This is a genomic window from Cohnella cellulosilytica (genome assembly GCF_042431195.1).
GTDB classification, from domain to species: domain Bacteria; phylum Bacillota; class Bacilli; order Paenibacillales; family Paenibacillaceae; genus Cohnella; species Cohnella cellulosilytica.
This window is the reverse complement of record NZ_JBHMDN010000010.1, coordinates 333,980-357,538: the sequence shown is the minus strand read 5'-3', so window position 1 is coordinate 357,538 and position 23,559 is coordinate 333,980. Positions and strand designations below refer to the sequence as shown.

General features: G+C 56.2%; 14 protein-coding genes and 1 pseudogene. 13 read left to right on the top strand and 2 right to left on the bottom strand.

Features of this window, described 5'->3' with window-relative positions; all coding sequences use genetic code 11:
- Nucleotides 1–287 precede the first annotated feature (287 nt).
- A complete protein-coding gene (locus ACFFT4_RS07660; RefSeq protein ID WP_378046428.1) occupies nucleotides 288–992 on the bottom strand; it encodes a FadR/GntR family transcriptional regulator in 705 nt (234 codons plus the stop codon).
- 146 nt (nucleotides 993–1,138) lie between these two features.
- On the opposite strand from ACFFT4_RS07660, the gene ACFFT4_RS07655 reads away from it, so the two are divergent.
- The 7 genes from ACFFT4_RS07655 to ACFFT4_RS07625 all read left to right on the top strand — a co-directional run bounded on the left by ACFFT4_RS07655 (nucleotide 1,139) and on the right by ACFFT4_RS07625 (nucleotide 7,418).
- The gene (locus ACFFT4_RS07655; protein ID WP_378046427.1) at nucleotides 1,139–2,287 is read left to right on the top strand and encodes a CaiB/BaiF CoA transferase family protein; all 1,149 of its coding nucleotides are present in this window, start codon (nucleotides 1,139–1,141) and stop codon (nucleotides 2,285–2,287) included.
- Nucleotide 2,288: 1 nt separating this feature from the next.
- Complete coding sequence (locus tag ACFFT4_RS07650; protein ID WP_378046426.1) at nucleotides 2,289–3,140, top strand: amidohydrolase family protein; 852 nt, start codon at nucleotides 2,289–2,291, stop codon at nucleotides 3,138–3,140.
- Nucleotides 3,141–3,154: 14 nt separating this feature from the next.
- Entirely contained in the window at nucleotides 3,155–4,315 is a 1,161-nt protein-coding gene (locus ACFFT4_RS07645) for an extracellular solute-binding protein (RefSeq protein WP_378046425.1), read from the top strand.
- A complete protein-coding gene (locus ACFFT4_RS07640) occupies nucleotides 4,312–4,764 on the top strand; it encodes a MaoC family dehydratase (RefSeq protein ID WP_378046423.1) in 453 nt (150 codons plus the stop codon). Before ACFFT4_RS07645 ends, ACFFT4_RS07640 begins: the two co-directional genes overlap by 4 nt.
- Nucleotides 4,761–5,909 carry a Gfo/Idh/MocA family protein gene (locus ACFFT4_RS07635; protein WP_378046422.1) on the top strand — a complete coding sequence of 383 codons (1,149 nt, stop codon included), beginning with the start codon at nucleotides 4,761–4,763 and terminating at the stop codon, nucleotides 5,907–5,909. Before ACFFT4_RS07640 ends, ACFFT4_RS07635 begins: the two co-directional genes overlap by 4 nt.
- A 220-nt stretch (nucleotides 5,910–6,129) precedes the next feature.
- A complete protein-coding gene (locus ACFFT4_RS07630; protein ID WP_378046420.1) occupies nucleotides 6,130–7,113 on the top strand; it encodes a hypothetical protein in 984 nt (327 codons plus the stop codon).
- A 68-nt stretch (nucleotides 7,114–7,181) separates the two neighbouring features.
- Nucleotides 7,182–7,418 (top strand): NHLP leader peptide family RiPP precursor, encoded by a 237-nt coding sequence (locus ACFFT4_RS07625; protein WP_378046418.1) that lies wholly within the window; start codon nucleotides 7,182–7,184, stop codon nucleotides 7,416–7,418.
- A 144-nt stretch (nucleotides 7,419–7,562) separates the two neighbouring features.
- On the opposite strand, the gene ACFFT4_RS07620 is transcribed toward ACFFT4_RS07625, so the two are convergent.
- Nucleotides 7,563–9,485: an ATP-binding protein gene (locus tag ACFFT4_RS07620; RefSeq protein WP_378046416.1), complete on the bottom strand. Its 1,923-nt coding sequence runs from the start codon at nucleotides 9,483–9,485 to the stop codon at nucleotides 7,563–7,565.
- 320 nt (nucleotides 9,486–9,805) lie between these two features.
- Between ACFFT4_RS07620 and ACFFT4_RS07615 the strand changes: the two genes are divergently transcribed.
- The 6 genes and pseudogenes from ACFFT4_RS07615 (at nucleotide 9,806) to ACFFT4_RS07590 (ending at nucleotide 23,531) form a co-directional block, all read left to right on the top strand.
- Nucleotides 9,806–15,889, top strand: a complete 6,084-nt coding sequence (locus ACFFT4_RS07615) for a DUF7601 domain-containing protein (RefSeq protein ID WP_378046415.1) — start codon at nucleotides 9,806–9,808, stop codon at nucleotides 15,887–15,889.
- A 21-nt stretch (nucleotides 15,890–15,910) separates the two neighbouring features.
- On the top strand, nucleotides 15,911–16,690 hold the full coding sequence (gene srtB, locus ACFFT4_RS07610; RefSeq protein ID WP_378046413.1) for a class B sortase: 780 nt from the start codon (nucleotides 15,911–15,913) through the stop codon (nucleotides 16,688–16,690).
- Nucleotides 16,691–16,958: 268 nt separating this feature from the next.
- Entirely contained in the window at nucleotides 16,959–18,122 is a 1,164-nt protein-coding gene (locus ACFFT4_RS07605) for a response regulator (protein WP_378046412.1), read from the top strand.
- Between the two features lie 222 nt (nucleotides 18,123–18,344).
- Nucleotides 18,345–19,742: pseudogene (locus ACFFT4_RS07600) on the top strand (Ig-like domain-containing protein); the annotation flags it as partial.
- A gap of 51 nt (nucleotides 19,743–19,793) precedes the next feature.
- Nucleotides 19,794–22,220 carry an S-layer homology domain-containing protein gene (locus tag ACFFT4_RS07595; protein WP_378046450.1) on the top strand — a complete coding sequence of 809 codons (2,427 nt, stop codon included), beginning with the start codon at nucleotides 19,794–19,796 and terminating at the stop codon, nucleotides 22,218–22,220.
- 183 nt (nucleotides 22,221–22,403) lie between these two features.
- A complete protein-coding gene (locus ACFFT4_RS07590) occupies nucleotides 22,404–23,531 on the top strand; it encodes a VanZ family protein (RefSeq protein WP_378046410.1) in 1,128 nt (375 codons plus the stop codon).
- The last annotated feature ends 28 nt before the right edge of the window (nucleotides 23,532–23,559 follow it).

Here is a 23,559-nt window from a genome sequence, read left to right as displayed (position 1 = left end):
CGCCTCCTGATGGGTTTAGGACATTGATCCGTTCAACCCCCATCATACGAGGTGCTTTTTGCTTTGTCCAAGCGTAAATCTTAGACTCTACAGGAATGTTTAAGTGAGCGGAATCCGGCGGTTGACTGCCTTTAACGGTCCGACAGACCGTTAAGTGAGCGGAATCCGACGGTTGACTGTCTTTAACGGTCCATCAGACCGTTAAGTGAGCGGAATCCAGCGATTAACTGTGAGAGAGGCATGGTCTCCGCGACTGTGCCTTTTTCTCATGGGAAGGTTCCCCCGCTTCATCCCCCGATTTTCTTGTAGAAGCGATGCGAGTTCGCGAAAAAGGCGTCGAGCGCCTGCGATACGGCGGCTCTGTCGCCGGTTCTCATCAGCTGGACGATGCGCGTTCGGCCTTCGGCCCCGGTTTTGGCGGCTCCCGGCACGGACAGCAGCTTCAGGCTCGTCTGCCGGCGCAGATGGACGATCGTCTGCATGAGCTTGGCGTAAATTCCGTTGCCGCAGCGTTCCCCGACGTACACGTCGATCGCGTCGATCGAATCGGCCAGCCTCTCGGGCGGGCTTGCGTCCGCGAGCGAGTCGAATTCCCGGAGCATACGATCCAGCGTCTCGTACTCGTCGGTGTTCAGATGATCGATCGCGTTCAGATAGATTTCCGTTTCGATCAGCCTGCGCGCGGCGTATACCTCGTCGAGGTTGTCGATTTCCTTGTGGAACATCCAGGCGATGGTCTCGCCGGGAATCGGCGTTTCTATGCGGGAGACGAACGTTCCTTCCCCGGCCTTGATCGTGACCAGTCCGACGAGCGACAGGGCGCGCAGCGCCTCCCGGATTCGCCCGCGGGTAACTCCGAGCTTGACCGCGAGATCGCGTTCGGGCGGCAGCTGCTCTCCGGGCTGCAGGTTGCCCGAGGTGATCAAGGTCGCAATTTGCTCCATAATCTGCTCGGTTACGGTTATTTTCTTAATGGATTCGAATGTAGCCATCCGGAAAATCTCCTTCTTTCGATATTGGGGACGCGGTACTACCACTGTTCTATCATAAACGGAGCGGAATCCTATTGTCACCCCGGTCGGAGTATGATAATTTAGATTTGTGGTACTACCAGTAATCCGTGAAAGGGAGAAAGCCGATGAAACCTCTTCAAGGACTCACCGTGCTTGACTTCAGCCAATTCCTGTCGGGGCCCTCGGCTTCGCTCAGATTGGCCGATCTCGGCGCTGACGTCATCAAAGTGGAGCGTCCGGACGGAGGAGATCTGTGCCGGAGGCTGTATATTTCCAATTTGGAGCTGGACGGCGACAGCACGCTGTTCCACTCCATCAACCGCAACAAGATGAGCTTCTCCGCCAACCTGAAGGACCCCGAGGACCTGGCCCGGGTCGAACGGCTGATCCGCAGCGCGGACGTCATGATCCAGAACTTCCGGCCCGGCGTCATGGAGAAGCTCGGCCTTCATTACGAGGCGGTGAAAGCGATTAATCCGCGCATCGTGTACGGGGAGATTACCGGCTACGGGAAAACCGGACCCTGGAAAGACAAGCCGGGACAGGATCTGCTCGTGCAATCCTTGTCCGGACTGGCCTGGCTGTCGGGGGATCGCGAGCAAGGACCCGTCCCGATGGGGCTGGCGGTCGCCGATATGTTCGCCGGAGCGCATCTGGTGCAGGGAATTCTCGCCTGTCTGGTGCGGAGAGGCATTACCGGCGAGGGAGGGCTGGTCGAAGTCAGCTTGATGGAATCCCTGCTCGATTTTCAGTTCGAAGTGCTGACCACCCATCTGAACGACGGCGGACAGGAACCGCAGCGAAGCGGGATCAACAGCGCCCACGCCTACCTGGCGGCTCCTTACGGAATCTACAAGACGTCCGACGGCTATCTGGCGATCGCGATGATGCCGGTGACGCGGATCGGGGAGCTCTTGGGCTGCGAGCCGCTGACCGCGTACACCGACCCTAAATCATGGTTTACGCACCGCGACGAGATCAAGGGGCTGCTGGCCGAGCATCTGACCGCGCGAACGACGGACTACTGGCTGGGCATTCTGGAGCCGGCGGACATCTGGTGCGCCGACGTGCTCACCTGGTCCCGCCTGCTGAAGCACGAAGCGTTCCGTTCCCTGTCCATGACCCAGGAAGTGACCCGCTTGGGAGGCTCCCGCCTGCAGACGACCCGCTGTCCGATCCGCGTCGACGGGCAGCTGCTGCTGTCGTCCGTCGGATCTCCGAAGATCGGCGAGCATAACGACGAGATTTTGAGGAAAATAGAGCAGGCGATATAAGATGAAGGGAGTCTGGCAGACGATGAAGGTGGATGCGCATCAGCATTTCTGGAATTTGGCCCGGGTCGATTATCCGTGGCTCGGTCCCGAATACGGTCCGATCTATCGAACGTTCGAAGCACGGGATCTCGAGCCCCATCTGCTTGAGGCGGGGATAGACCGAACCGTTCTCGTTCAAGCGATGGATTCCTATGAGGATACCGATTATATGCTGGAGACCGCAGCCGCGCACGAATGGATCGGCGGCGTGGTCGGATGGGTGCCGCTGAACCGGCCGGACGAGGCGGCGCTCCGGCTGGAGCATTACGGGAACAACCGTTATTTCAAAGGAGTTCGGCATCTGATCCACGAGGAGAAGGACCCGGATTGGGTCGTGCAGCCGTCCGTCATCGAAGGGCTAAAGCTGCTTGCCGAGAGAGGCCTGACCTTCGACGTCGTCGCCGTATTCCCGAATCACTTGAAGCATGTCCCTTACTTGGCCGAGCGGGTGCCGGAGCTTCGCATGGTCATCGATCATCTCGCCAAGCCGCCGATCAGGAACAAGGGTTGGGAGCCCTGGGCATCCCAATTGGCGATCGCGGCCTCTTATCCCAACGTATACGCCAAGCTGTCGGGGCTCAATACCGCGGCGTCCGCGGATTGGTCGGCGTCGGAGCTGCAGCGTTACGCGGACTATGCGATTGAACGTTTCGGAGCGAATCGGCTGATGTTCGGCAGCGATTGGCCGGTAGCCAATTTGAACGGGGACTACGGTACGGTCTGGCGGGAGACGAATAAAATGTTGGCCGGCTGCTCGAAGGAGGACGCGGCGGCGATTCTGGGCGGAACGGCTGCCGCGTTCTACCGGCTATAGAGAGGAAGGCGAAAATGGTAAGATTAAAAGGAATGACCTGGAACCATACGCGAGGCTTCGTGCCGATGGTCGCGACCTCCCAACGCTTCGGCGAGCTGCACGAAGGCGTTACGATCGAATGGGACAAACGCTCGCTGCAGGAATTCGCGGATATGCCGATTCAGTCGCTCGTGGAGAGCTACGATCTGCTGGTCATCGATCATCCGTGGGCGGGATACTCGGCGGCGAGCGGTGTGCTCGTCGATTTCAACGAAAGCCTGTCTCCGGACTACATGAAGGACCAGAGCGAGCATACCGTCGGAGCGTCCCACGGCAGCTATTCCTTCGAGGGCAAACAGACGGCTCTGGCGATCGATGCCGCGACGCCGGTCGCCTCCTGGCGGGAGGATGTGCTGGAGCGTCATGGCGAGCGGGCTCCGGATACCTGGTCCGAGGTGCTGGCATTGGCTCGCAAAGGGCGGGTCGCGATGCCCGGCATTCCGATCGACAGCCTGATGAATTTCTACTCGCTTTGCCTCGCGTTCGGCGAAGAGCCGTTCCGGGGCGAAGACGAGGTCGTGGGAGCGGAGACGGCGCATGCCGCGCTCGAGGCGCTGCGCGAGCTGGCCGCGCTGTGCGATCCGGAGATTTTCGCCTGGAACCCGATTCGTGTGTACGAAGCGATGACCCGGAGGGACGACCTGGCGTACTGCCCGTTCGCCTACGGATATTCCAACTATGCGAGGCCCGGCTTTGCGCGGCGGGTGCTGGCGTTCGGCGATACGCCCGCGTTCGGAAGCCGGGGAGAGCGGCTGCGAACGACGCTCGGAGGAACCGGAATCGCGGTATCCGCCGCGAGCCCGCATCGGGAGATCGCGGTCGCGTATGCCGCGTACGCGGCCGCGCCGGAGACGCAGAGCACGATTTTCGCGGAAAGCGGTGGACAGCCGGGACACGGCTCCGCTTGGCTAAGCGAAGGATTAAACGCGGCCAGCGGAGATTATTTCCGGCGGACGCTGCCGGCGTTAGAGCGCGCTTATTTGCGTCCGCGCTACGACGGCTATCTCCACTTCCAGGACGGCGCGGGCTATCCGGTTCAAGCCTTCCTGAAGGGGGAGACGACGGCGCGCGAGGCGCTTGCGGACATGAATCGGCTGTACAGGGAATCTCTAGGGAAAGGAACGAAGCGCGCATGAAATCGATATTCTTCGAAGATTATCGGCTCGGCGACTCCCGCAGCACGTGGGGCCGCACGGTCACCGATGCCGACATTGTGCTGCATGCCGGGCAGACGGGAGACTTCTATCCCCACCATATGGATGAAGAATGGTGCAAAACGCAGTCGTTCGGCCGCCGGATCGCCCACGGGACGCTTATTTTCAGCATGGGAGTCGGGCTGACCGCCGGAGAGATCAATCCCGAGGCTTTCTCGTACGGGTACGAGAAGCTTCGGTTCATCAAGCCGGTGTACATCGGGGATACGATTCGCGCCGAGGTGACGGTCGGGGACAAGAAGGATCATCCCCGGCGGCCCGGCTTCGGCATCGTCAGCGAAAATCTCGCCGTCAGGAATCAACGGGACGAGGTCGTGCTGGCCTGCGAGCATCTGCTGATGGTGAAGAAGCGGGAAGGAGCCGGTCAATGAGCGCCGCGGGCCGTTCGGAATCGGAGCTCGAAGCGGCGCTGAGGGACATGGACTGGACCTACCGGCCGCAGCTTCCCCGCAGTCTGGAGATGGGCATCGGTATCGTCGGCGCCGGAGAAATCGTTCGCGGCTGCCACCTTCCGGCCTACCGGATGGCGGGCTTCCGGGTGGTCGGCATCTACGACCGCGACCGCGCCAAGGCGGAGGCGCTGGCGCGCGAATTCGGGATCGGGCATGTCTTCGATTCCTTGGAGCAGCTGGCTTCCCATCCCGATGTCGCGATCGCGGACATTGCCGTTCCGGCGCAGTTCCAGGCGGACGTCGTCCGTCAGATCGTTCCCTATCGCCTGCACATCCTCTGCCAGAAGCCGCTTGCGGAATCCTACTCGGATGCGCTGGAGATCGCGGCCATGTGCGACCGGGCGGGCGTCAAGGCCGCCGTTAACCAGCAGATGCGCTGGGCGCCCGGCATCCAGGCGAGCCGGATCGCGGTAAAGCGGGGATGGATCGGGACTCCTTATCAGGGCGCGATCCAGGTGCACGTCAACACGCCGTGGGAAATGTGGGGCTGGCTGGCCCGGACGGAAAGACTCGAAATCATGTATCACAGCATTCATTATCTCGACGCGATCCGCTACGTCCTCGGACGTTCGCCCAAAGCGGTGTTCGCCGATGGGACCCGTTATCCGGGAGCGGCTTCCGTTCGCGGCGAAACCCGCACGACGATCCAATTGCTCTACGAGGACGAGACTCGCGGGCTTGTCTACGACAACCATACGAACTTTGCCGACCAGGACGACTGGTTCGCCACCTTCCGTTTCGACGGAACCGAGGGGATTGTCAAAGGCACCAACGGGGCGCTGTACAATTATCCGATCGGCCAGGAGGACACTGTCGCTCTCTATTCGAAAAAGCTGCAGCCGCACGGCTGGTACGCGCCCGTGCTGGAAGGCCGCTGGTTCCCCCATGCGTTCATGGGAACGATGGGCGAGCTGATGCTGGCGATCGAGGAGGACCGGGAACCGGAGAACAGCGTCGCCGATAATCTGATTACGATGCAGACGGTGTTCGCGGCCTACCGTTCGATGGAATCGGGCCGTGCCGTGGCGCTGGACGAAATCGCCCGGGCCGAGCATGGCCGGTAATCCTATGAAATCCGGGGAAGGGAAGAAGCCGGATCTGCTAGGGCGTGTAGTCCGAGGATAGCGGATTTGCATACACGCCCCAGGTTGGAGACAACTATGTTAAGATGGGAAGAAAGCGGGTCGCGGAGTCGGGCGTCCGGATCGTGAGCAAGGAAAGCCACAGGTTGAAAATGGCGCATCTTCTCCGGGCGAAGCCGGGGATCTGACGGGAGGCAGGCGCATGAACGGAAATCGGGCGGATTGGTTGGAACGGTTCGAGGGGGAGATCGCACGGATTTTTGCCGAGGCTGCCGCCGGGCTGCCGGCCCTGCCCGCCCCGTTGGCCGGCAGGGCCGGAGCGCTGCTGGAGAAGGTTAATCCGCTAAGCTCGGGCTCCGGCGGAGGAGCCACGAACTACATCTGCTTTTTGCTGCCGCTGTGGCTTCAAGAGAAGACCGGGCACGACACGCGGCTGTGCCGGGATCTGGCGATCGGCAACGTCTATGCGATGCTGCATTTTTTTCTGCTCGACGATGCGATGGACGCGGGCGATGCCGCAGCGCCGGAGGAAACAAGGCGGGCGTTGGCGCTGGGGCAGCTTCTGCATGAAGCGTTCAGACGGCGGTACGGGCGTTATTTTCCGGAGGACTCCCCGCTCTGGACGCGATACGAGGCCTATCTCGCCGATTGGGCCCTCGCCGTAACCGAGGAGGGAGAACGGCTGGCCGAGCCTGCGGACGCTGCCGCTCTGGCGCGCAAGTCCGCTCCGGTAAAGCTGTGCGCGGCCGGGATGCTGCTGCTGTCCGGACAAGAGGAACGTATCCCGCGAATGGAGGAAGCGCTCGATCTCGTGCTGGCGACGCTGCAGCTTTCCGACGATTGGGCCGATTGGCGGGAGGATCTGGCCGAAGGCGGAGAACGGCGCAACGCTTTCCTGACGCTTGTCCGCCGGAGATTGGCGCTGCCTTCGGGCGAACCGTTGGAAGAGCGAGCGGTCAAGCGGGGAATCTATCATAAGGGCGGCTTGCGTGAGCTGGCCGGGATCGCCGGGGGGCACCGCGAGAGGCTCGAATGCATGCCGGAAGTCCCGTATGCGCTGTTGGCCTTTCATTCGGATACCGTCATGGGTCTCGAGAGGGATGCGAGCGAGGCGGAGGAGTGGGTGGAGCGCTTGGCGGCGGGGGGAGGATTGTCCTTACTTTTGTCGGATTTGGCAAATAAATAGGGACTTTTGACGGACGACCGTGGTATGATAGAAACGTATCAACCACTATATGGAAGGGTCGTGCCAGCATGTCATTGGAATCTCTTAAGGTGCAGATTATCAAGAAGGCTTGGGAAGATCCCGCTTTTAAGAGCAGTCTCTTGAGCGATCCCAAGCAAGCGATCAAAGCTGCATTCGGAATCGATGTTCCTTCCGAAATCGATCTGAAGGTAGTAGAAGAATCCTCTTCGCAATACTACCTGGTGCTTCCTCCGAATCCGGCGGATGCCGGCGGCGGATCGGCGACCGTCAACACCGTGTGGTAGAATCGCAAAATTGTCAGAGAAGAACCGAAGCGAGACTTTCGGTTCTTTTTTTTATGGACAAGCGGGAAGCCGACTCCCCGGGCTTCCGCCGGATTCGGAATGAGTCGGGGACGCGCAAGAAGAGCCCGGTCCATCGGAGAACGGTCAAGCTCCGGCGCCGCTGAGCGCGCCGGAGCCTTCCTCGGTTGAAGCCAGCGGGAAGCGAATAATCGCTTCGGTTCCCTGCTTTTTGACGCTGCGGAATTCGATCGTTCCCTTCATCACTTCGATAATCCGGAAGGTAACCATCAGACCAAGGCCGGTGCCCTTGGCTTTGGTGGAGAAGAAGGGGACGCCCAGCTTGGCGATTTGCTCCTCCTCCATCCCTTCGCCGTTGTCCTTGACCCGGATGACGACCTCGTTGTTTTCCGCGATTGCGGTCACTTCGATTCTCCCGTTGGTTCCCGTCGCTTCCAGGCTGTTTTTGATCACGTTGATGAACGCCTGCTTCAGCTTAGAGGAATTTCCTTGGAAATAAAGCTCCGGCTCGGAAATAAACAGAAGCTCCGTATCGTGCATGGCGGCAAGAGGCGTCATCATCGTCTCGATCTTCCGCAGCTCCTCCGAGAGATTCAGCAGGGAGACGGTCTCCATCTCCGGCTTGGCGAAGGTAAGGAAGTCGGTTATAATCGCCGAAGCCCGGTCCAGCTCGTTCGTGGCCAGGTCGAAGAAGGGCTTGTTCTTCTCGTCCGACTTGCCCGCCAGCAGCTGCAGGAACCCTCTGGTCACCTGCAGGGGATTGCGGACCTCGTGAGCGACGGAGGCGGCGAGATCGCTGATGATTTTCAGCTTTTCCGTTCTCTCCAGCCTGTGGTTGTACAGCTCCAGCTCCTTGGAATAGTTGACGAGCATGGCGTAATCGGCCGAGATGCGTCTGGCCAGAATGACGATCAGCGTGATCATAAGCGCAATGACGCCGAATTTCCACAGGAACAGTACGTAGGTTTTGCCGCTCAAATAATAGAGCGCCAGGTCGGTTGTGCCCAACAGCGCCAGCAGGAACATGCCGATGGAGAGCAGGGTGGCGTCCTTGTTGCCCTTGAAGGCATGGGAGACGGACAGCACGACGATCAGGACAAGCTGGACCAGAATAATGACGCCGAAAATCAGATTCGAGACGAGATGATAGGGAGCGTAATAACGTTCGTCCGTCACAGCGTAAACGACAAGCGCGCACATGCAGAGCCCGGAATATCCCGCCTGGAAGTACCGGAACCGGGTGAAAAAACGGAACTGGCCGTCGAACATCTGGTCGACGTAGTAGTTCAGGGACGGGAACAGCACGAACATCGACGCATCGAACAAGAACAGCAGCAGCTGGCCGTAATCTTTAAAATAAATATAAGGAAGCGGGGAGTAGAACACCATCAGGAGCCCCGTGGTCAGTGCGATCAGGCACAGGGAAATCCAGGTGCCCCGCTGTCTTCTGTGCAGGTAACCGGTACAGATGAGCATGACCAGGCCGAGAAAAGCGATGCCCGAGCCCAGCAGCAGGTCCGGGATGTCCCGGGAGACGAATCTCTCCGACAGCGCGTGAAAATCGTCCAGTCTCATGCCGGTAAGCAGACCGGCCCGTTCCCCGCTCGTGAGGATGCGGATGTAGAGGTCCGTCTGGTGGTCGACCGCGCCTATCGGAAGGATGAGCTTGTTCAAGTCGAAGGCGAAATTCCGTTCCAGGCGCAAGAGAAGCTCGGAGCCCCGATAGACGGCAAGATCGTGACCGTACAGCCGGTCCGCGAGCAGGCCGGGATTCGCCCAATCCACGGTCGGAGGCAGGGCAAGTCTGATCCACACTCCGCGTGCTCCATCCGGAAGAATCGTCAACGGATCGCGAACGCCGGCATCCTGCCAAGCCGCATCGTTTAACGGAGGGGACTCGGAGACATCCGTCTTTTGTATAAAAGAAATCTGCCATTGCTGGATCGTAACCGCGCGATGCTCGGCATGGGCAAGCTGCGGCGCAACTGCAAACAGAAATAATATCAGAACGAACGATCCCAACCCCGATAGCCGTCGCACCGCCTTCATCATACACCCCGCAAATGACTTGATATGCGTACCAGATATGCGTCTAACGTATCACAAAACGATAAAATGATGTATAAGATTCGACAAGATTTGTCATAGTCCTGTGCGGATTTCTGTGATTTCCCGCTATTTCTTTCTTCGGATAAAATTCCATATTCGATAATAACCCCTTGCCGCCTCTTTTTGTTGCGGCAAGGGGTTGTCCAGTTTTTGTCCAGATTGAGGTGATAGACTGGGTTTAATCTGTGGAATAATGCCGTTCTTTGTCGTTCTATACGACGTTAAGAGGGCAAGCAAGCGAAGGAGAGGATGAAATGAGGATGGCACGAAAACGAATTTTTACACGCAAACCCATCTGGTACAAGTCGGCGCTGTCCGTCTGCCTGGCTATTTTGCTGGCCCTGCAGACGGTGACGTTTACGGCTTCGGCGAATCAGTTGGACGAGCCCGAATTTACGGCACCCGAGTCTTCGGTAACCGAGGCGGTATACGATGACCCGTTGGCGGGACCTATGTTCATGCCGCTGGCGGCGGGGCCAACGGATAAAACAGCGGTGCTGGCGAACGCCAATCCGATGTTTAATCTTACAGTGAAGCAGGGCGATCCTGCGACTGTAATTCCGGAGGGCGGCGAAATTAACGGCAGGGACAATTTTACCCTGGCTTTGGCTGATATTTCCGTACCCACCCGGGGCGACGACCCCGATGCTCCGCAGGAAACGGTAATTCAGCTGGGGGATTATGCAATCCTGGACAAAGCAAGCTACTTCCCGGATGTCAACTTGACGCCCGCAGGACCTATGAGCATCAGTCAAGGGAGCCTGAAAATTGCGACTGTCCAGTTCTTTGCCGATGCCATACAAATTACGTTTGATGGCCAAGGGGTCTACGACGGCAGTAAAAACAGCGTCAAAATCGGCTTTTCCGCTAATGCCAAGGCGGCGGATCAGAGTCCGGGCGGGGGCGGAGACACGAGCATTTTCGGAGAGGGGTTCAAGTTTGTCAACTCTTCGTTAGTGCCGGTGTACCGTATTGCGGCTTCAAGTCAAAGCAAGTCCGGGCACTACACTTGGATCAGCAATTCCGCCTTTGGCGAGGGAGCGGCTGCCTGGCGAGTCATCGCAGCTGCCAATGACAAGGACGACCCAAGCATTCAGATGAAGCTGGACAATTTAACCGTTATAGATAGTTTAGCTGACGCCGGTCCGTACGTAGCCGGTTCTTTCAGGCTTTACAAGGCGCAGACGACCGTGGACGCCAACGGGAATATCCAACAGGTGGCGCCGCCCGTTGAAGTGCCGGACGCGGGAGAACCGATCTTCGATCCGGACAGCGGGACGCTCACCTATAAGCTCCCGGACGGCTTCGGGAGCAGCGCCGCCTATCTGGACTTCAAAACATGGATTCCCAAAAGTAAATGGTACAATGAATTTGAAGGCGTCAACGGAGGCCTCGTCGGTTCGACCAGTTCTCATGTGGCACTTGGCATCCAGGCAACGCTTGCAGCGGAGAATGGGATCGACACGCTGGCGGGGCCCACAGGAATCACCGCGGCTCTGACTCCCGACTGGATTCAGCAGACGGGCGCCATAGGACCGAAAGACACGCACGGGAACCGGCTGATTACATGGACGATTACGGTAAACCAAAGAAACACGCATCTTGGCGATACGCCCGTAGAAGGTCTTAAGGACTTGACCATCACCGACGCGCTGCCTGCGGGGACGGAATTCGTATCCGCCGACTATACGGTCGATGGCGTTGACAGAGGGGAAATCACTCCCGTAAATGATGTTTTCGACATCGGGGATACGGACGGGCCCGTTCGGTTGAGGATTGTCACCAAAGTGACCGACAGCAATATAAGTACATTTACCAACGTTCCGCGCGCCAACTGGAAGCTGGCAAATTCACAAGGGGTCGATTGGAACAATGATGCCGTCGGGACGGCTCCCAACGGCGTAACGGCCACAACCAAGATCGTGATTGGCGCACACGCTTTCACGAAAGCAGCCGAGACGCACACAAGCTACGCCTACTCGCTTTATAACGTTGCCGGCGCCAAGTGGGCGATTGGCTTGACGTTGCAGTACGATCTGGAGAATCCAGTCGTCTATGATTTGCTCGTTCACGGCGATTCTCTCGACGTGCTGGATGGGGTGGATGAGGTCGAGGAAGACCCGGAAGTAACACCGGCAGTTTTAGCCGCTATTAAGAGCCGAATCGACAACAAGCAGCTTTGGCAAAAATACCGTGAAGGCTCGCTAACGGTAAGTAACGGTTTGACCGGCGACGTGATCCCCTTGAAGGTGAAGGGTGAGCATGTGGCGGATCTTATCAAGGTAACCGGGTATAAAGGAGGAGTGAAGGGGGATGTATCCTTCGAATCCGTCACGACCAACCCGGACAACCTGTTCCGCCAAGACAGCGGAGGCGACTGGAGCAATCGCGCCTTGTTCTTCGATGGCGACGACTATGAGGGATACTACGACGCCACCGTCAAGAACCGTGTGCGAATGCTGAATAAAGAGATGCTGTATGCAAGCTCGGTCGATGAGAACGGGAACGCACTGGGAAACATAGCGGCCGATTGGAATCGAAGCTATAGCAACTGGAGCGGCAGCATGTGGACACGGCAAATAGCCGTCGACGATCCGAACTTGTATATGGACAACTCCCGTGGTGACAACTACATCCTGGCAGGCTACAACCGCAAGGATCATACGGTTACATTCCGGCTTGCAGTGAATATGCCGGGCTACAAGACGGACGAGATGGCCAAGGACGGAGGTGCCCGTGTAGCCAGCGACATCAAGCTGGTGGATACGTTGCCTGACGGCTGGGAATTCATGGGCTATAAGCTTTATGCAGGTGTTACGGGCTATAATACAAATGCCGGATTGGGAAAACAAAGCGGAGGCGGTTACGGCCAATACGTACAAGCAACTGCGATTATTGAGCCGGACGATCCCAAGCATGTGGTGAGCTTCGCTGAGAACGGCAATATCGGCACCTTCACCTTCTCCAAGCTGGAGAGTCCCTATGTCATTCTGCTGAAGGCGCGTCCGACCCCTGCCAAGATGGCGACCTTTCAGTTGGGCAACAATCCGGCCGGTGAGAATCAGGCTGAATTCTCCATGAAATGGGGGAGCAAGCCTTACAGCGCCACCGAAAAGCACAGAATTATTGTCCCCTTGAAGTCTCTGGGCAAGACAGCGACAAAGCCGGTTTCCGGCGTGCAGGAATGGACGGTGAATTATACGCCTCCGTTCGAGATGAAGCAAGGCGTCTATTTGCTGGATACCCTTGCTGCAGGACTTAAGCTGCGCAAGGATGCGGCTGGAGGCCTTTCGCTGGCTCCTTCCGACATCGCCGTCTATCCCGGGGAGATGAAAGCGGACGGCACTCTGCAGCGGATCGGACAGCCGTTGGATCTCGCGGATCCCAACAGCGAAGTCAAGGTTACCGCTGACACCGATTCGACAACAGGGGGAGCGACGCTCAGGTTTGACTTTGCCGACCCGAACAAGCTCTATCAGATCGTCTACCAGACGGAATCCCAGGGAATGCAACCGGGAACGGCGGGGAACTCCATTCAGCTGATGGGCGACATTACCCTTCCGCCAATCGAAGCGCATAGCAGTATTTCGCTGGATGCGAACGATGTGGCGGGAAGCGCAAACGAGAATGGCCTGCTCTTCCTCAAGAAGATTGGTCCTGACGGCATAACACCGCTGAAGGACGTAAAGTTCCAGTTGTTCAACCCTGACGGTACACCGGCAAAAGACAAAGACAACAACGTAATGGCGGAAAAAACGACGGGCGCGGACGGTAAGACGGACTTCATTATTCAGAAGCCGGGGGATTATCTGCTCAAGCAGACGTATATCGATCCCTACACTTACCTGCCTACGACTACGATCTACCGCGTACGTGTCATTGATGCGCCGGGCAAGCCCGTTCTTGTTGACGGGCAGAAGGTCGATTCCGGCAATCCGCTGATTGTACCGACTCCTGCCCAAGGCAAACTGACGATCAGCAATACCGTTCAAGGTAACGGCGGAGATCTTGACAAGTCCTTTGAATATACGGTGACTTTCGACGGTGCGGACAAGGATGGAACGTACCCGTATAAGGGCCCGAACGGTGTATTCTCCACGATCAAGAGCGGAGATAAGATTTTCCTCAAGCATGGAGAAGCTGCCGAGCTCCCGGCTCTGCCGGCGGGTTTGGTCTATACGGTTACCCAGACGGATTATACTGTCGATGGCGGCTACACCACCAGCCCGACATCCAGGACGTATTCGGGCACTGTTGAAAATAATGGCGACTATAAGGCGGATTTTATTAATGAACGGACCGTCAACAAGCTGACGATCACCAATACGGTCATGGGCAATGGCGGAGACACGACGAAGGAATTTGAGTACACGATTGTCTTTGAAGATACGGGCAAGGACGGAAATTACCCGTCTGCGATACTGGGCGGAAGCACGGGCACGATCAAATCCGGCGATTCTTTCAAGCTCAAAGATGGTCAGACTATGGAGATTTCGGGTCTGCCCAAGGACCTGAAATACACAGTGACTCAGAAGTCCTACACACTTGAGGAATACGTGACCAATCCTGCGAATTGGATACGTACCGGAGTGATGGAAGACAAGGATGAAGTTGCTCCTTTCACGAACGTTCGAATCTTGATGGGCGGACTTCTCATCAGCAACACGGTTAAAGGCAAAGACGACGACAAGCAGAAGAAGTTCAAGTACACGGTTACCTTCACAGGCGAGGGAGCGGACGAATCCTACTCCTATGAGAAATCGGACGGCAGCACGGGTACGATCAAGAGCGGTGATGCCTTCGAGCTTACGGATGATCAGACGTTCATTGTGCAAGGACTTCTGGCGCACCTTCAGTATACGGTGGCCCAGGAAGACTATACGAGCGACGGCTTTGTGACGGAGCCCGGAAGTCTCGTTCACACAGGTACCATTCCCGTGAAAGCAGCTTCCGAGGCACACTTTGTCAATACTCGCCCGTATCTGGAAGGCGTGCTGCGTGACAACAACACGGGAGAGGTCATTCCGAATGTGAAAATCATCGTAACGAACAAGAAGACCGACACACAGCAGGAGATTTGGACGGATGGGAAGGGAGAATATTCGATTCCTGCAGAAGCGGATACCGACTATACGATCACGTATACGAAGGTATACCATGTAGGCGGGAAGGATGTTTCTGTTCCGTTCACCCAGAAGGCTAATGTGGACAGCGGCGTAACGGACGAGACCGTTCCGGCAGATATTACAGCAGTAGGGATCGTTCTGTTCAAGCAGTTGGATGGGACAACAGAGGTATTCAACGATTCCTTTATCAGCGATATGTATATCTATTTGAAGGACAAGGACGGCAACTATATTCAGGAGAACGGGCATCCCAAAGCGTTCCCGATGGCTTCGCAAGGCACCTTCACCGTAGAAGGACTAAGCGAGCAGAAGTACACAATGGAAGTTCGCTATAAAGCCGAGAACGGTCAGGAGCTGCTCTTCAAAGTGGCGCCACTGGACGTGAAGGCAAACGGAGAGCTGAATATTTCCGAGGAATTGGTCGATCCTTACGGTACGGTTTATGATGTGACGACAGGAAATGCAAGCACTGGCAAGAAAATTAAAGGAGCCACAGTTACTTTGTATTATGCGGATACGCAGCGAAATAGAGATAATGGGCGTACTCCGAATACGAAAGTAAGTCTTCCTCCGGTTCCGTTTCCGTTCCCGCCGAACGAAAACAAGAGCCCGGAGCAGGATAGCGACGCAAATGGTTTCTATGCGTACATGGTGTTTCCTGAAGCGGATTACTATCTGATTGTAAAGAAGAGCGGATACGTAACGCACAGAAGCGATACGATCAGCGTCGATTGGGACATCGTCAGATACGATGTGCCGATGAGACCGAGCAGCTCCGGAGGCAGCACCCCCGGGGACGACGGCAACGGAACGGACAACGGCAATCCTCCCGACGGTGAAAATGGAACGGACAACGGCAATCCTCCTGACGGCAGCGGCAATGGACCCGATAACGGCAACCCGCCGGAAGGCAGCGGCAACGGAACCGATAACGGCAATCCGCCCGACGGCAGCGGCAACGGAACGGACAACGGCAATCCTCCTGACGGCAGCGGCAATGGAACCGATAACGGCAACCCGCCGGATGGCAATGACAACGGTAACCCGCCTGGCGGCAACAACGGAATTAATGCTCGACCGCCTAAAGACGACGATTTGGACGACGTTCCGCAAACCGGAGACGGCGGCACATCTTCGATGGTCTATACGGCACTGGCTCTGATCGCTTTGGTCATGCTCAGAATCGCTATGCCGTTCAGAAGGAAGAAACCCAATTAATGACGGAGGGGCGATAAGGAAATGAACAAAACGAAAAAAATACTTATCGCCTTTTCCATTCTCCTGCTTGCCTTTTCTTTGATCGGCATTGGACGGAATCTCCTGCGGGATTATCAGGCTCAGAGGCAAATCGAAGAGCTGGCGCGGCAGGTGGAAAAGTCAAAGTCGGACACAAGCGGGACGGTGCGAACGCTCCCGCTTTCTCTCAAGCAGGCGAACGAGCCGAGCATGCTTCCCGAGTTTCGGGAGCTCTACGAACGAAACCCGGACATCATCGGCTGGCTGGCCATCGACAACACCCGCATCGATTATCCGGTCATGCAGAATCCGCAGGACGGGGAGTATTATCTGAATCATGATTTCGATAAGCAGGAAAGCATAAACGGACTTCCCTTTTTGGACGCTCACAACCGGATAGACGATTCGGACATTTTGCTGCTTCACGGCCATAACATGAAAAGCGGCATGATGTTTGCGGACCTGCTGAATTACAAGAAGGAAAGCTACTACAAAGAGCATCCTGCGATCCGGTTCGACACCCTCTACGAGAAGGCGGAATACGAGATTGTAGCCGTTATTCTCTCGGAGGTGTATCGCAAATCGGACGACGTCTTTAAGTATTATCAGGTTGAGAAGGCAGGATCGCCCGCCGAATTCGACGACTATGTCCAAAACATAAAAAAATTCTCTCTCTACGATACGGGCGTGACCGCCCAGTACGGCGATCAGCTTCTTGTTCTGTCTACCTGCGAGTATTCAACGGAAAACGGCAGGCTGGCGGTAGTCGCCCGAAAGCGATAGAGAAACTGCGAATGTAGAGTAATCGACTGCAAGATTATTGAAGACGACGGAACTGATAGACAAGTAAATAGCAGCGCCCTTAATAGCCATTACCCACGGTCTCCGTCGGTAGTGGCTGTTTCTTTTGCAGGATTGCAACGTTTCTTGGAGTGGGGTATAGTGTGGGAAATAAGAGCCGAGAGCGATATTTCCGATAGGAGATAGCCAAGCTATGTTGATATTCAGCCGGCGCAAATCACCCATATGGCGGACCGGGGAGGATGAGCGAGTGAGAGTTGTCCTGGTAGACGACGAGCCGTTAGCCTTAAAAAGGTTGAGAAAGGTGCTGCTGAACGAGCTGAACGAGCTGACGATCGCAGCCGAGTATTCCAATCCGTACGAAGCTCTCTCCGGCATACTGGAGCATCGCCCGGACGTGGTTTTTCTGGATATCCAAATGCCCCGAATAGATGGATTAAAGCTCGGAAAACAAATTCAGGCGATCCTGCCGGGCATCGAAATCGTGTTTGTGACCGGATATGATCAATATGCGGTGAAGGCGTTCGAGCTGTATGCTCTGGATTACGTTCTAAAGCCCGTGAACGCGCAGAGATTGCGCCAGACGATGGAGAGGGTCGGCGAGAAGCTGGCGGTCAAGCGCGCTCGGCAAGCTCCGGCGGCGAACGCGTCCTGCGTCCGCTGTTTTGGCCAACTTCGTTTCCAGCATCCCGGTGCGGAGGAGCAGGTTCCCAAGTGGCGCACCAACAAGGTGCAGGAGCTGTTCGCATACTTGCTTCATCATCGGAATCGTCCGATCGGCAGGAGCGTTCTGCTGGAGCTGCTGTGGCCCGAGATCGAGGAGTCCAAGGGGGTTCAGCATCTCTACACCGCGATCTATCATATTCGCAAAACCCTGAAGGCTTGCGGGATGGACGGAATCTCTATCCATACCGGAGAGCCTGAGAACGGCTACAAGCTGGACCTTGGGGATGCCGGGGTAGACGCGGAGGTTTGGGAAGACGAAGTCAGACGCCTGGGCGCTCTGGACGGGAATAGCGCCGAGCGATATGAAAGCGTGCTGGACAAGTATTCGGGCGATTATCTCGAAGGCTATGAATACTTGTGGGCGGAGCACGAACGGGAACGTCTGAGACTGCTGTGGCAGCTTCAGATGAACAAGCTGGGCGAATTCTACGAAAGGCAAGGAATGCCGGAAAGGGCCGTGGGGATCAACCGGAAAATCCAGCAGAGATGCCCCGATTTGGAAGACACGTATTTCTCGCTGATGAAGCTGTACGATGTGCTGGGCGATCAAGCCGGCGTCGAGGAGCAGTACTGGCTTCTGAAGGAGAAAATGGGGCGTGAGCTGGACCTGCCGGTCAGCGCCGAGATCGCCGATTGGTATGAACGCTGGAAGACGAGAGAGGAAGCTGCGCCCGCGCCGAATCGCTGAGGAGGCGCGGACTCGGATACAAACGGATAATAAAGCTGCTCTTGAAGGGAGAATGGTCCTCCTTTCGGGAGCGGCTTTTTTGCGCACGGCGGGCTGTCTAGGGTTTGTCTAGGGCGGGGTGTTAAACTTTTACTCGTCACTGCAGAAAAACGGGAATTTGCGTAGATTCCCGGGCAAAAAATCGAATTATCGGGAGGATTGGACTTGAAAACGATCAAGAAGATGCAAGTGTCTTTATTGGCGTTGCTTCTTGTAATGTCATCTTTGCTTGTCCCCTTGCCTTCTTTGGCGGCTGGAGGGGACGAAATCTTCGTTTCCGCAAGCGGGGACGATTTTAACAATGACGGGAGCGAAGCAAGCCCGTTTGCGACTTTGAGCAAGGCGCTGGCTGAAGTGGACACTACCGGAACGATCGTCCTTTTGAGCGATATTACTTTAACGGGAACGTTAGCTTTTACGGCGACAGGAAAGACGGTAACGGTTCAGTCTGCATCGGGTCACAAGTATTCGATTAAAAGAGACGAGAGCTTTACGACGGCTAACCTGATCGTTGTTGACGGCGGAAGTGTTACCTTTGATAGTTTAATCATTGACGGTAATAATGTCGCGATAGACGCCGCAAGATACGGTATCTATGCACAGGGAGGAACGAATCTTCTTCTGGATCGCGTGGAGATTCGCAACCATATTGTTACTGCTAGCAGCGGTTCTACCGCGGCGGTATTAATGGTTTACGGAAGCTCTACAAAAGTCACGATAAGAGAAGACTCGCTGGTTCGAAACAATGAGGTCAGAGGGTATCTTAAAGATAATCCACCATCGGTAATGGGGGCAGGAACTAGAGGTGTTCTCGCTATCGAAGGCGGTTTGATTACAGAAAATGAGGTCATTACCGGAAGCAACGGTGTTATTGTTGGAATTGGACTCTATCAAACCCCGCGTTTTGAAATGACAGGAGGATATATAACAGACAATAAGCTCTTAGGTACGGAATTGGACGAGAATGATAACACAATAGGTAACGTGGCGGTTTATATGCGAGGCCGTGCGGATCAAGCTCGCTTTGACTTCGGCGGAACGGCCTATGTATACAATAATCTGAATGCGCAAGGAAATCAGCGTAATGTATATTTGAAAAACAAGGCCGATAACGGAGCTTACCAAGCTGCTTATCTAACCCTGACCCGCCAGATGGAAGCTGGAGCGAAGGTAGGGGTTTATGCCGGCATTATGCCAGATGAAGTTACGTATCCAACAATTGAGATTGCAAGAGGAGGAGGCGGATATCAGGCGTCAGTGACGGATGTGGTCTACTTCTCAGCCGATATCAATACGACTGCAGTAGTTAATTATGCAAACGAAACGCCTCCGAAAATCGTGTTGGAGTATAGCAATCCCATAGAGCTTCACCTCAACGAGCCTATAGATGGGCAAATTGTCGGAACTCAGCCGATAATCAGCGGAACGGGCACTCCGGGAGCCGAGGTAAACGTAACGCTGATTAACGCAGCAAATCCGTCTGACACTCTCCAACAGACGGTAACCGTTTCGGCTGAAGGAGTCTGGGAGTTTACACCTTCATCATCGCTAACTTCCGGAAACTATACGCTAAGGGTAACGGCATCCGATGGCACAGTCTCTGCAGGACCGGAGATCAGATCCGTCACTGTAGTGGATAAATCCGATCTGGAAGCAAAAGTCGCGGAAATCAACGGCACACTGTCTCCAGCCGATTATACATCGGAAACGTGGGAGGCGCTTCAGGACGAATTGCTTCTCGCGCAAGGCACGTTGACCAACGGAAATGCGACGCAGTCGGAAGTGGATCAGGCACTGAATGATTTGATCGCCAAGGTCGCGGCACTGCGGACGCCTGCTCCGACAACGGTGACCTTGATTCAATCGGAAACGGACGGGAATCAGCTGGTTTTGCTGTTCGATCAGGAAATCGAGCTGACAGATTTGACCGACTTTACGGTAACCGTTGATGACGTTGTCGTTACGCCATCCGGGTGGTCGATTGACCCTTCGGATCAGAAGAAACTTGTGCTAACGCTGCCTCCGGCAACGGATGTGGCGGATAAAACGGTCAAAGTCAAATACGATGGCAACGGCAACCTGGCGAGTGTAGACCATGTGCCTGTCGTTAACTTCGAGAGAACGGCACTTGACCCGTTCGCTTCGGCACTCAGAATTATGACGCCGAGCGCGGCAACGGTTTCTGTTCCAAGACCGGCAATTGCGGGTACGGCGGAAGCAGGCTCGACAGTGACGGTTGTCATCAAGGACGGAGCCGGTTATGAATTGTCCACTGTCGTAACTGCGGATACGGATGGCCGCTGGTCGTTCACGCCTCGCGAGGATCTGGCCGATGGCGGCTATACAATTGAAGCCACGGCCACGAAGGGCGATCAGAGCTTTACGGTCTCCAAGCCGTTGGTGGTCGACACGACGGAACGCCCCGGTCTGTCGACGCTACAACTGAACAGCTGGAACGGAACGCCGGTTGGTATGACTCCGGGCTTCAGCAGCGATACGTACAAGTATTCGGCATCCGTTACGAACAGCGTGTACGGCGTAACTCTGGAGTCGCTGGCGCTCTATCCGGGAGCGACGATCCAGGTGTCCGTGAACGGAGGCACGCCGCAGACGGTCGACAGCGGCACGTTGAGCGACCTGCTGCCGCTGAATGTCGGCAGGAACACCCTTATCGTGAAAGTGACCGACAATAAAGGCAACGAAACCGAATACGAGATTACCGTTACGAGAGCAGGCAGCGGCAGCTCCGGCTCCAATGGCGGCGGCTCTGGCGGCGGGACGCCTGCACAGCCGGAGGACAACTCGGGCATTCAAACCTCCGTTGACGACAAGGACGGCGGATTCGCGACCGGCACGACGACCGGCACGGGAGCGGGAGCCGTAACTACGGCTCAGGTAGATCGCGACAAGCTGCTGGAAAAACTGGCCGAAGGCAGCGGACAGAAGCTGAAAATTCACTCTCCGAACGAAGGAGACGTGAAGGTCGACGGCCTGACGGCAGCCGATCTCAAAGCGATCGCCGACAAAGGCGCAAGCCTGGAGATCGATAATCCACTGGCCATCTACCCGGTGCCGGGCGGCAAAATGGATCTGGACGGCGTGTCCAGGCAACTGGGCAACGCAGCGCTGAACGACATCGCGGTGCATATCGACATCAAGCGCTCCTCCGAGGCGCTGATCGGCAGTGCCAACGGCAAGGCGCAGGAGAAGGGCTACGAGCTGCTCGTGCCTCCGGTCGATCTGACGCTGACGTTCTCGAACAACGGCCAGACGGCAAGCGCGGAGCAGCTGAACGGCTACGCGTCGAAGTTCATCGCGCTGCCGGAAGGCATCGATCCGAACAAAATTACGACAGGCGTCATCGTTAATCCGGACGGCAGCGTATTCCACGTGCCGACTGTGGTGACGAGGATCGACAATCGTTATTACGCGTGGATTAACGATCTGCGCAGCAGCGGTTCGTACTCGGTTATCTGGAATCCGCAGGATTTCGACGACGTGAAGAACCATTGGGGTCAAGCGGACGTGAACAACATCGCGGCCAGACTGAGCCTCGCAGGCAACGGAGATAACACGTTCTCTCCCGATCGCAACGTCACGCGCTCCGAGTTCTCGGAGATCGTCGTTCTGGGTCTGGGCCTGATGCGTCAGAACGGGCCGGAGAACTCGTATCCGGACGTGCCGACGTTGGCCTGGTACCGGACTTCGGTAGCGATTGCCAGCCAGTTCGATATTGTGCGCGGTTATAACGACGGCAACTTCTACGGCAACCGCCAGATTACGAGAGAGCAGGGCTTTGCGCTGGTGGCGCGGGCGCTGAATCTGGTCAATCCGCAGGCGGCGCCGAGCGAAGCTCGGATTAACGAATTGCTGGCGAAGTATGACGACGCGGCGAACGTAGCGGCTTGGGCCAGAGCGGATGTGGCGCAGCTGATCGCGGCGGGCATCGTGCAAGGCAACGGCGCGGACACGCTGAAGCCGAAAGCGAACATGACGCGCGCGGAAGTAACGGCGCTGATCGCGAGATTGCTGAAGACGACGGAATTGATCGACAAGTAAAACCTATTGAATTTCGGTTGCCAACAACCGTCGCCGACTGTTTCCGGTCGTCGGCGGTTGTTTTTTTGCACGGTTTTCCAACTGCTGAAGATGAATTTGCAAAGCTCGCATATCCATCGCATAATTTGGTAAAGGTAGATTAATAGAGTAGCTTTCCGATTCTACGCGGCAGGGGCTGTACCGATGCTCGATTTCTATTTGTTTCCGATTTCCTATGCCTTCTATACGTTTCCGATTGCGGCGGCGCTGTTTACGCTGCCTTTTCTGGTCGTGCAGTATCGCAGGCACGGGTATATTCATAAATATAGGGCGCTGATCCTCTACTTATTTTTGCTCTATCTGATGAACGCTTTTTACCTGATTATTCTTCCGCTTCCGGATTCGATCCATAATTCGCCGCCGAAGGCGGAATCGTACGCGCAGTGGGTTCCGTTTCATTTTGTCACGGATATTGTCCGAGAGACCGGAGCAAGACTGGACAGTCCGTCGACCTATGTTCGGCTTCTGACGGAGCGGGCTTTCCTTCAGGTCGAGTTTAACGTGCTGCTTATGGTTCCGTTCGGGATGTTCATGCGCCATTATTTTCGGACGCGGTGGGCGATCTGTTTGCTGTGCGCCTTGGGACTGTCGCTGTTTTTCGAGCTTACGCAGGTTACCGGCATTTACGGCATCTACGATTATCCGTACCGGTTGTTCGATGTGGACGATCTGATGATGAACGCGGCGGGGGGAATGATCGGCTTCGTGTTCGCCGAATGGCTCGGCAGATGGCTGCCCCGGATCGACAAGCTGGACGAGCGAACGGATTTGTCCAAGAAACGCGTCTCCTATACGCAGAGGGGGATCGCTTTTCTGTTCGACTGGGCCGTTCTGCTGCCGTTCTTTGTGGTGCTGTCCGTGGCGCGGGTTCCGTATTCCTATGTCTGGATCATTATCGCCTACTTTATCGCGCTTCCGTATATGACCAACGGATTAACGGCGGGCAAGTGGCTGGTGCGAATTCGTCTGAAGGGACAAGGGGACCGGCTTTCCCTGCGCGAGCTGATCGCCAGGTACGGCCTTCTCTATTTGCTGGCGGGAGGAGCGAACGTGGCGTTTATTCGGTCGGGCGCCCATGGGATATCGCCGATTCTCATGCTGCTGTTCGCGCTTGTTCTGTTCATTTTCGATATGGCGATCGCCATTCATTTCCTGCGGTGCCTGTTTAATCGGGACCGCCGGTTAATACATGAGGAGAAGAGCGGAACGTCCCACGTCATTACGGCTAAAAGCGACCGGACCGGGTCGAGCCAGCAGCAGGAAGCTCGGTAGGATGCACAGGGATATAAGCTTGCCCGCG

Bases quoted from the DNA above. Each gene is read 5' to 3' on its own strand.
- ACFFT4_RS07660 (WP_378046428.1), bottom strand. From the start codon at position 992: ATGGCTACATTCGAATCCATTAAGAAAATAACCGTAACCGAGCAGATT.
- ACFFT4_RS07655 (WP_378046427.1), top strand. From the start codon at position 1,139: ATGAAACCTCTTCAAGGACTCACCGTGCTTGACTTCAGCCAATTCCTG.
- ACFFT4_RS07650 (WP_378046426.1), top strand. From the start codon at position 2,289: ATGAAGGGAGTCTGGCAGACGATGAAGGTGGATGCGCATCAGCATTTC.
- ACFFT4_RS07645 (WP_378046425.1), top strand. From the start codon at position 3,155: ATGGTAAGATTAAAAGGAATGACCTGGAACCATACGCGAGGCTTCGTG.
- ACFFT4_RS07640 (WP_378046423.1), top strand. From the start codon at position 4,312: ATGAAATCGATATTCTTCGAAGATTATCGGCTCGGCGACTCCCGCAGC.
- ACFFT4_RS07635 (WP_378046422.1), top strand. From the start codon at position 4,761: ATGAGCGCCGCGGGCCGTTCGGAATCGGAGCTCGAAGCGGCGCTGAGG.
- ACFFT4_RS07630 (WP_378046420.1), top strand. From the start codon at position 6,130: ATGAACGGAAATCGGGCGGATTGGTTGGAACGGTTCGAGGGGGAGATC.
- ACFFT4_RS07625 (WP_378046418.1), top strand. From the start codon at position 7,182: ATGTCATTGGAATCTCTTAAGGTGCAGATTATCAAGAAGGCTTGGGAA.
- ACFFT4_RS07620 (WP_378046416.1), bottom strand. From the start codon at position 9,485: ATGAAGGCGGTGCGACGGCTATCGGGGTTGGGATCGTTCGTTCTGATA.
- ACFFT4_RS07615 (WP_378046415.1), top strand. From the start codon at position 9,806: ATGGCACGAAAACGAATTTTTACACGCAAACCCATCTGGTACAAGTCG.
- srtB (WP_378046413.1), top strand. From the start codon at position 15,911: ATGAACAAAACGAAAAAAATACTTATCGCCTTTTCCATTCTCCTGCTT.
- ACFFT4_RS07590 (WP_378046410.1), top strand. From the start codon at position 22,404: ATGCTCGATTTCTATTTGTTTCCGATTTCCTATGCCTTCTATACGTTT.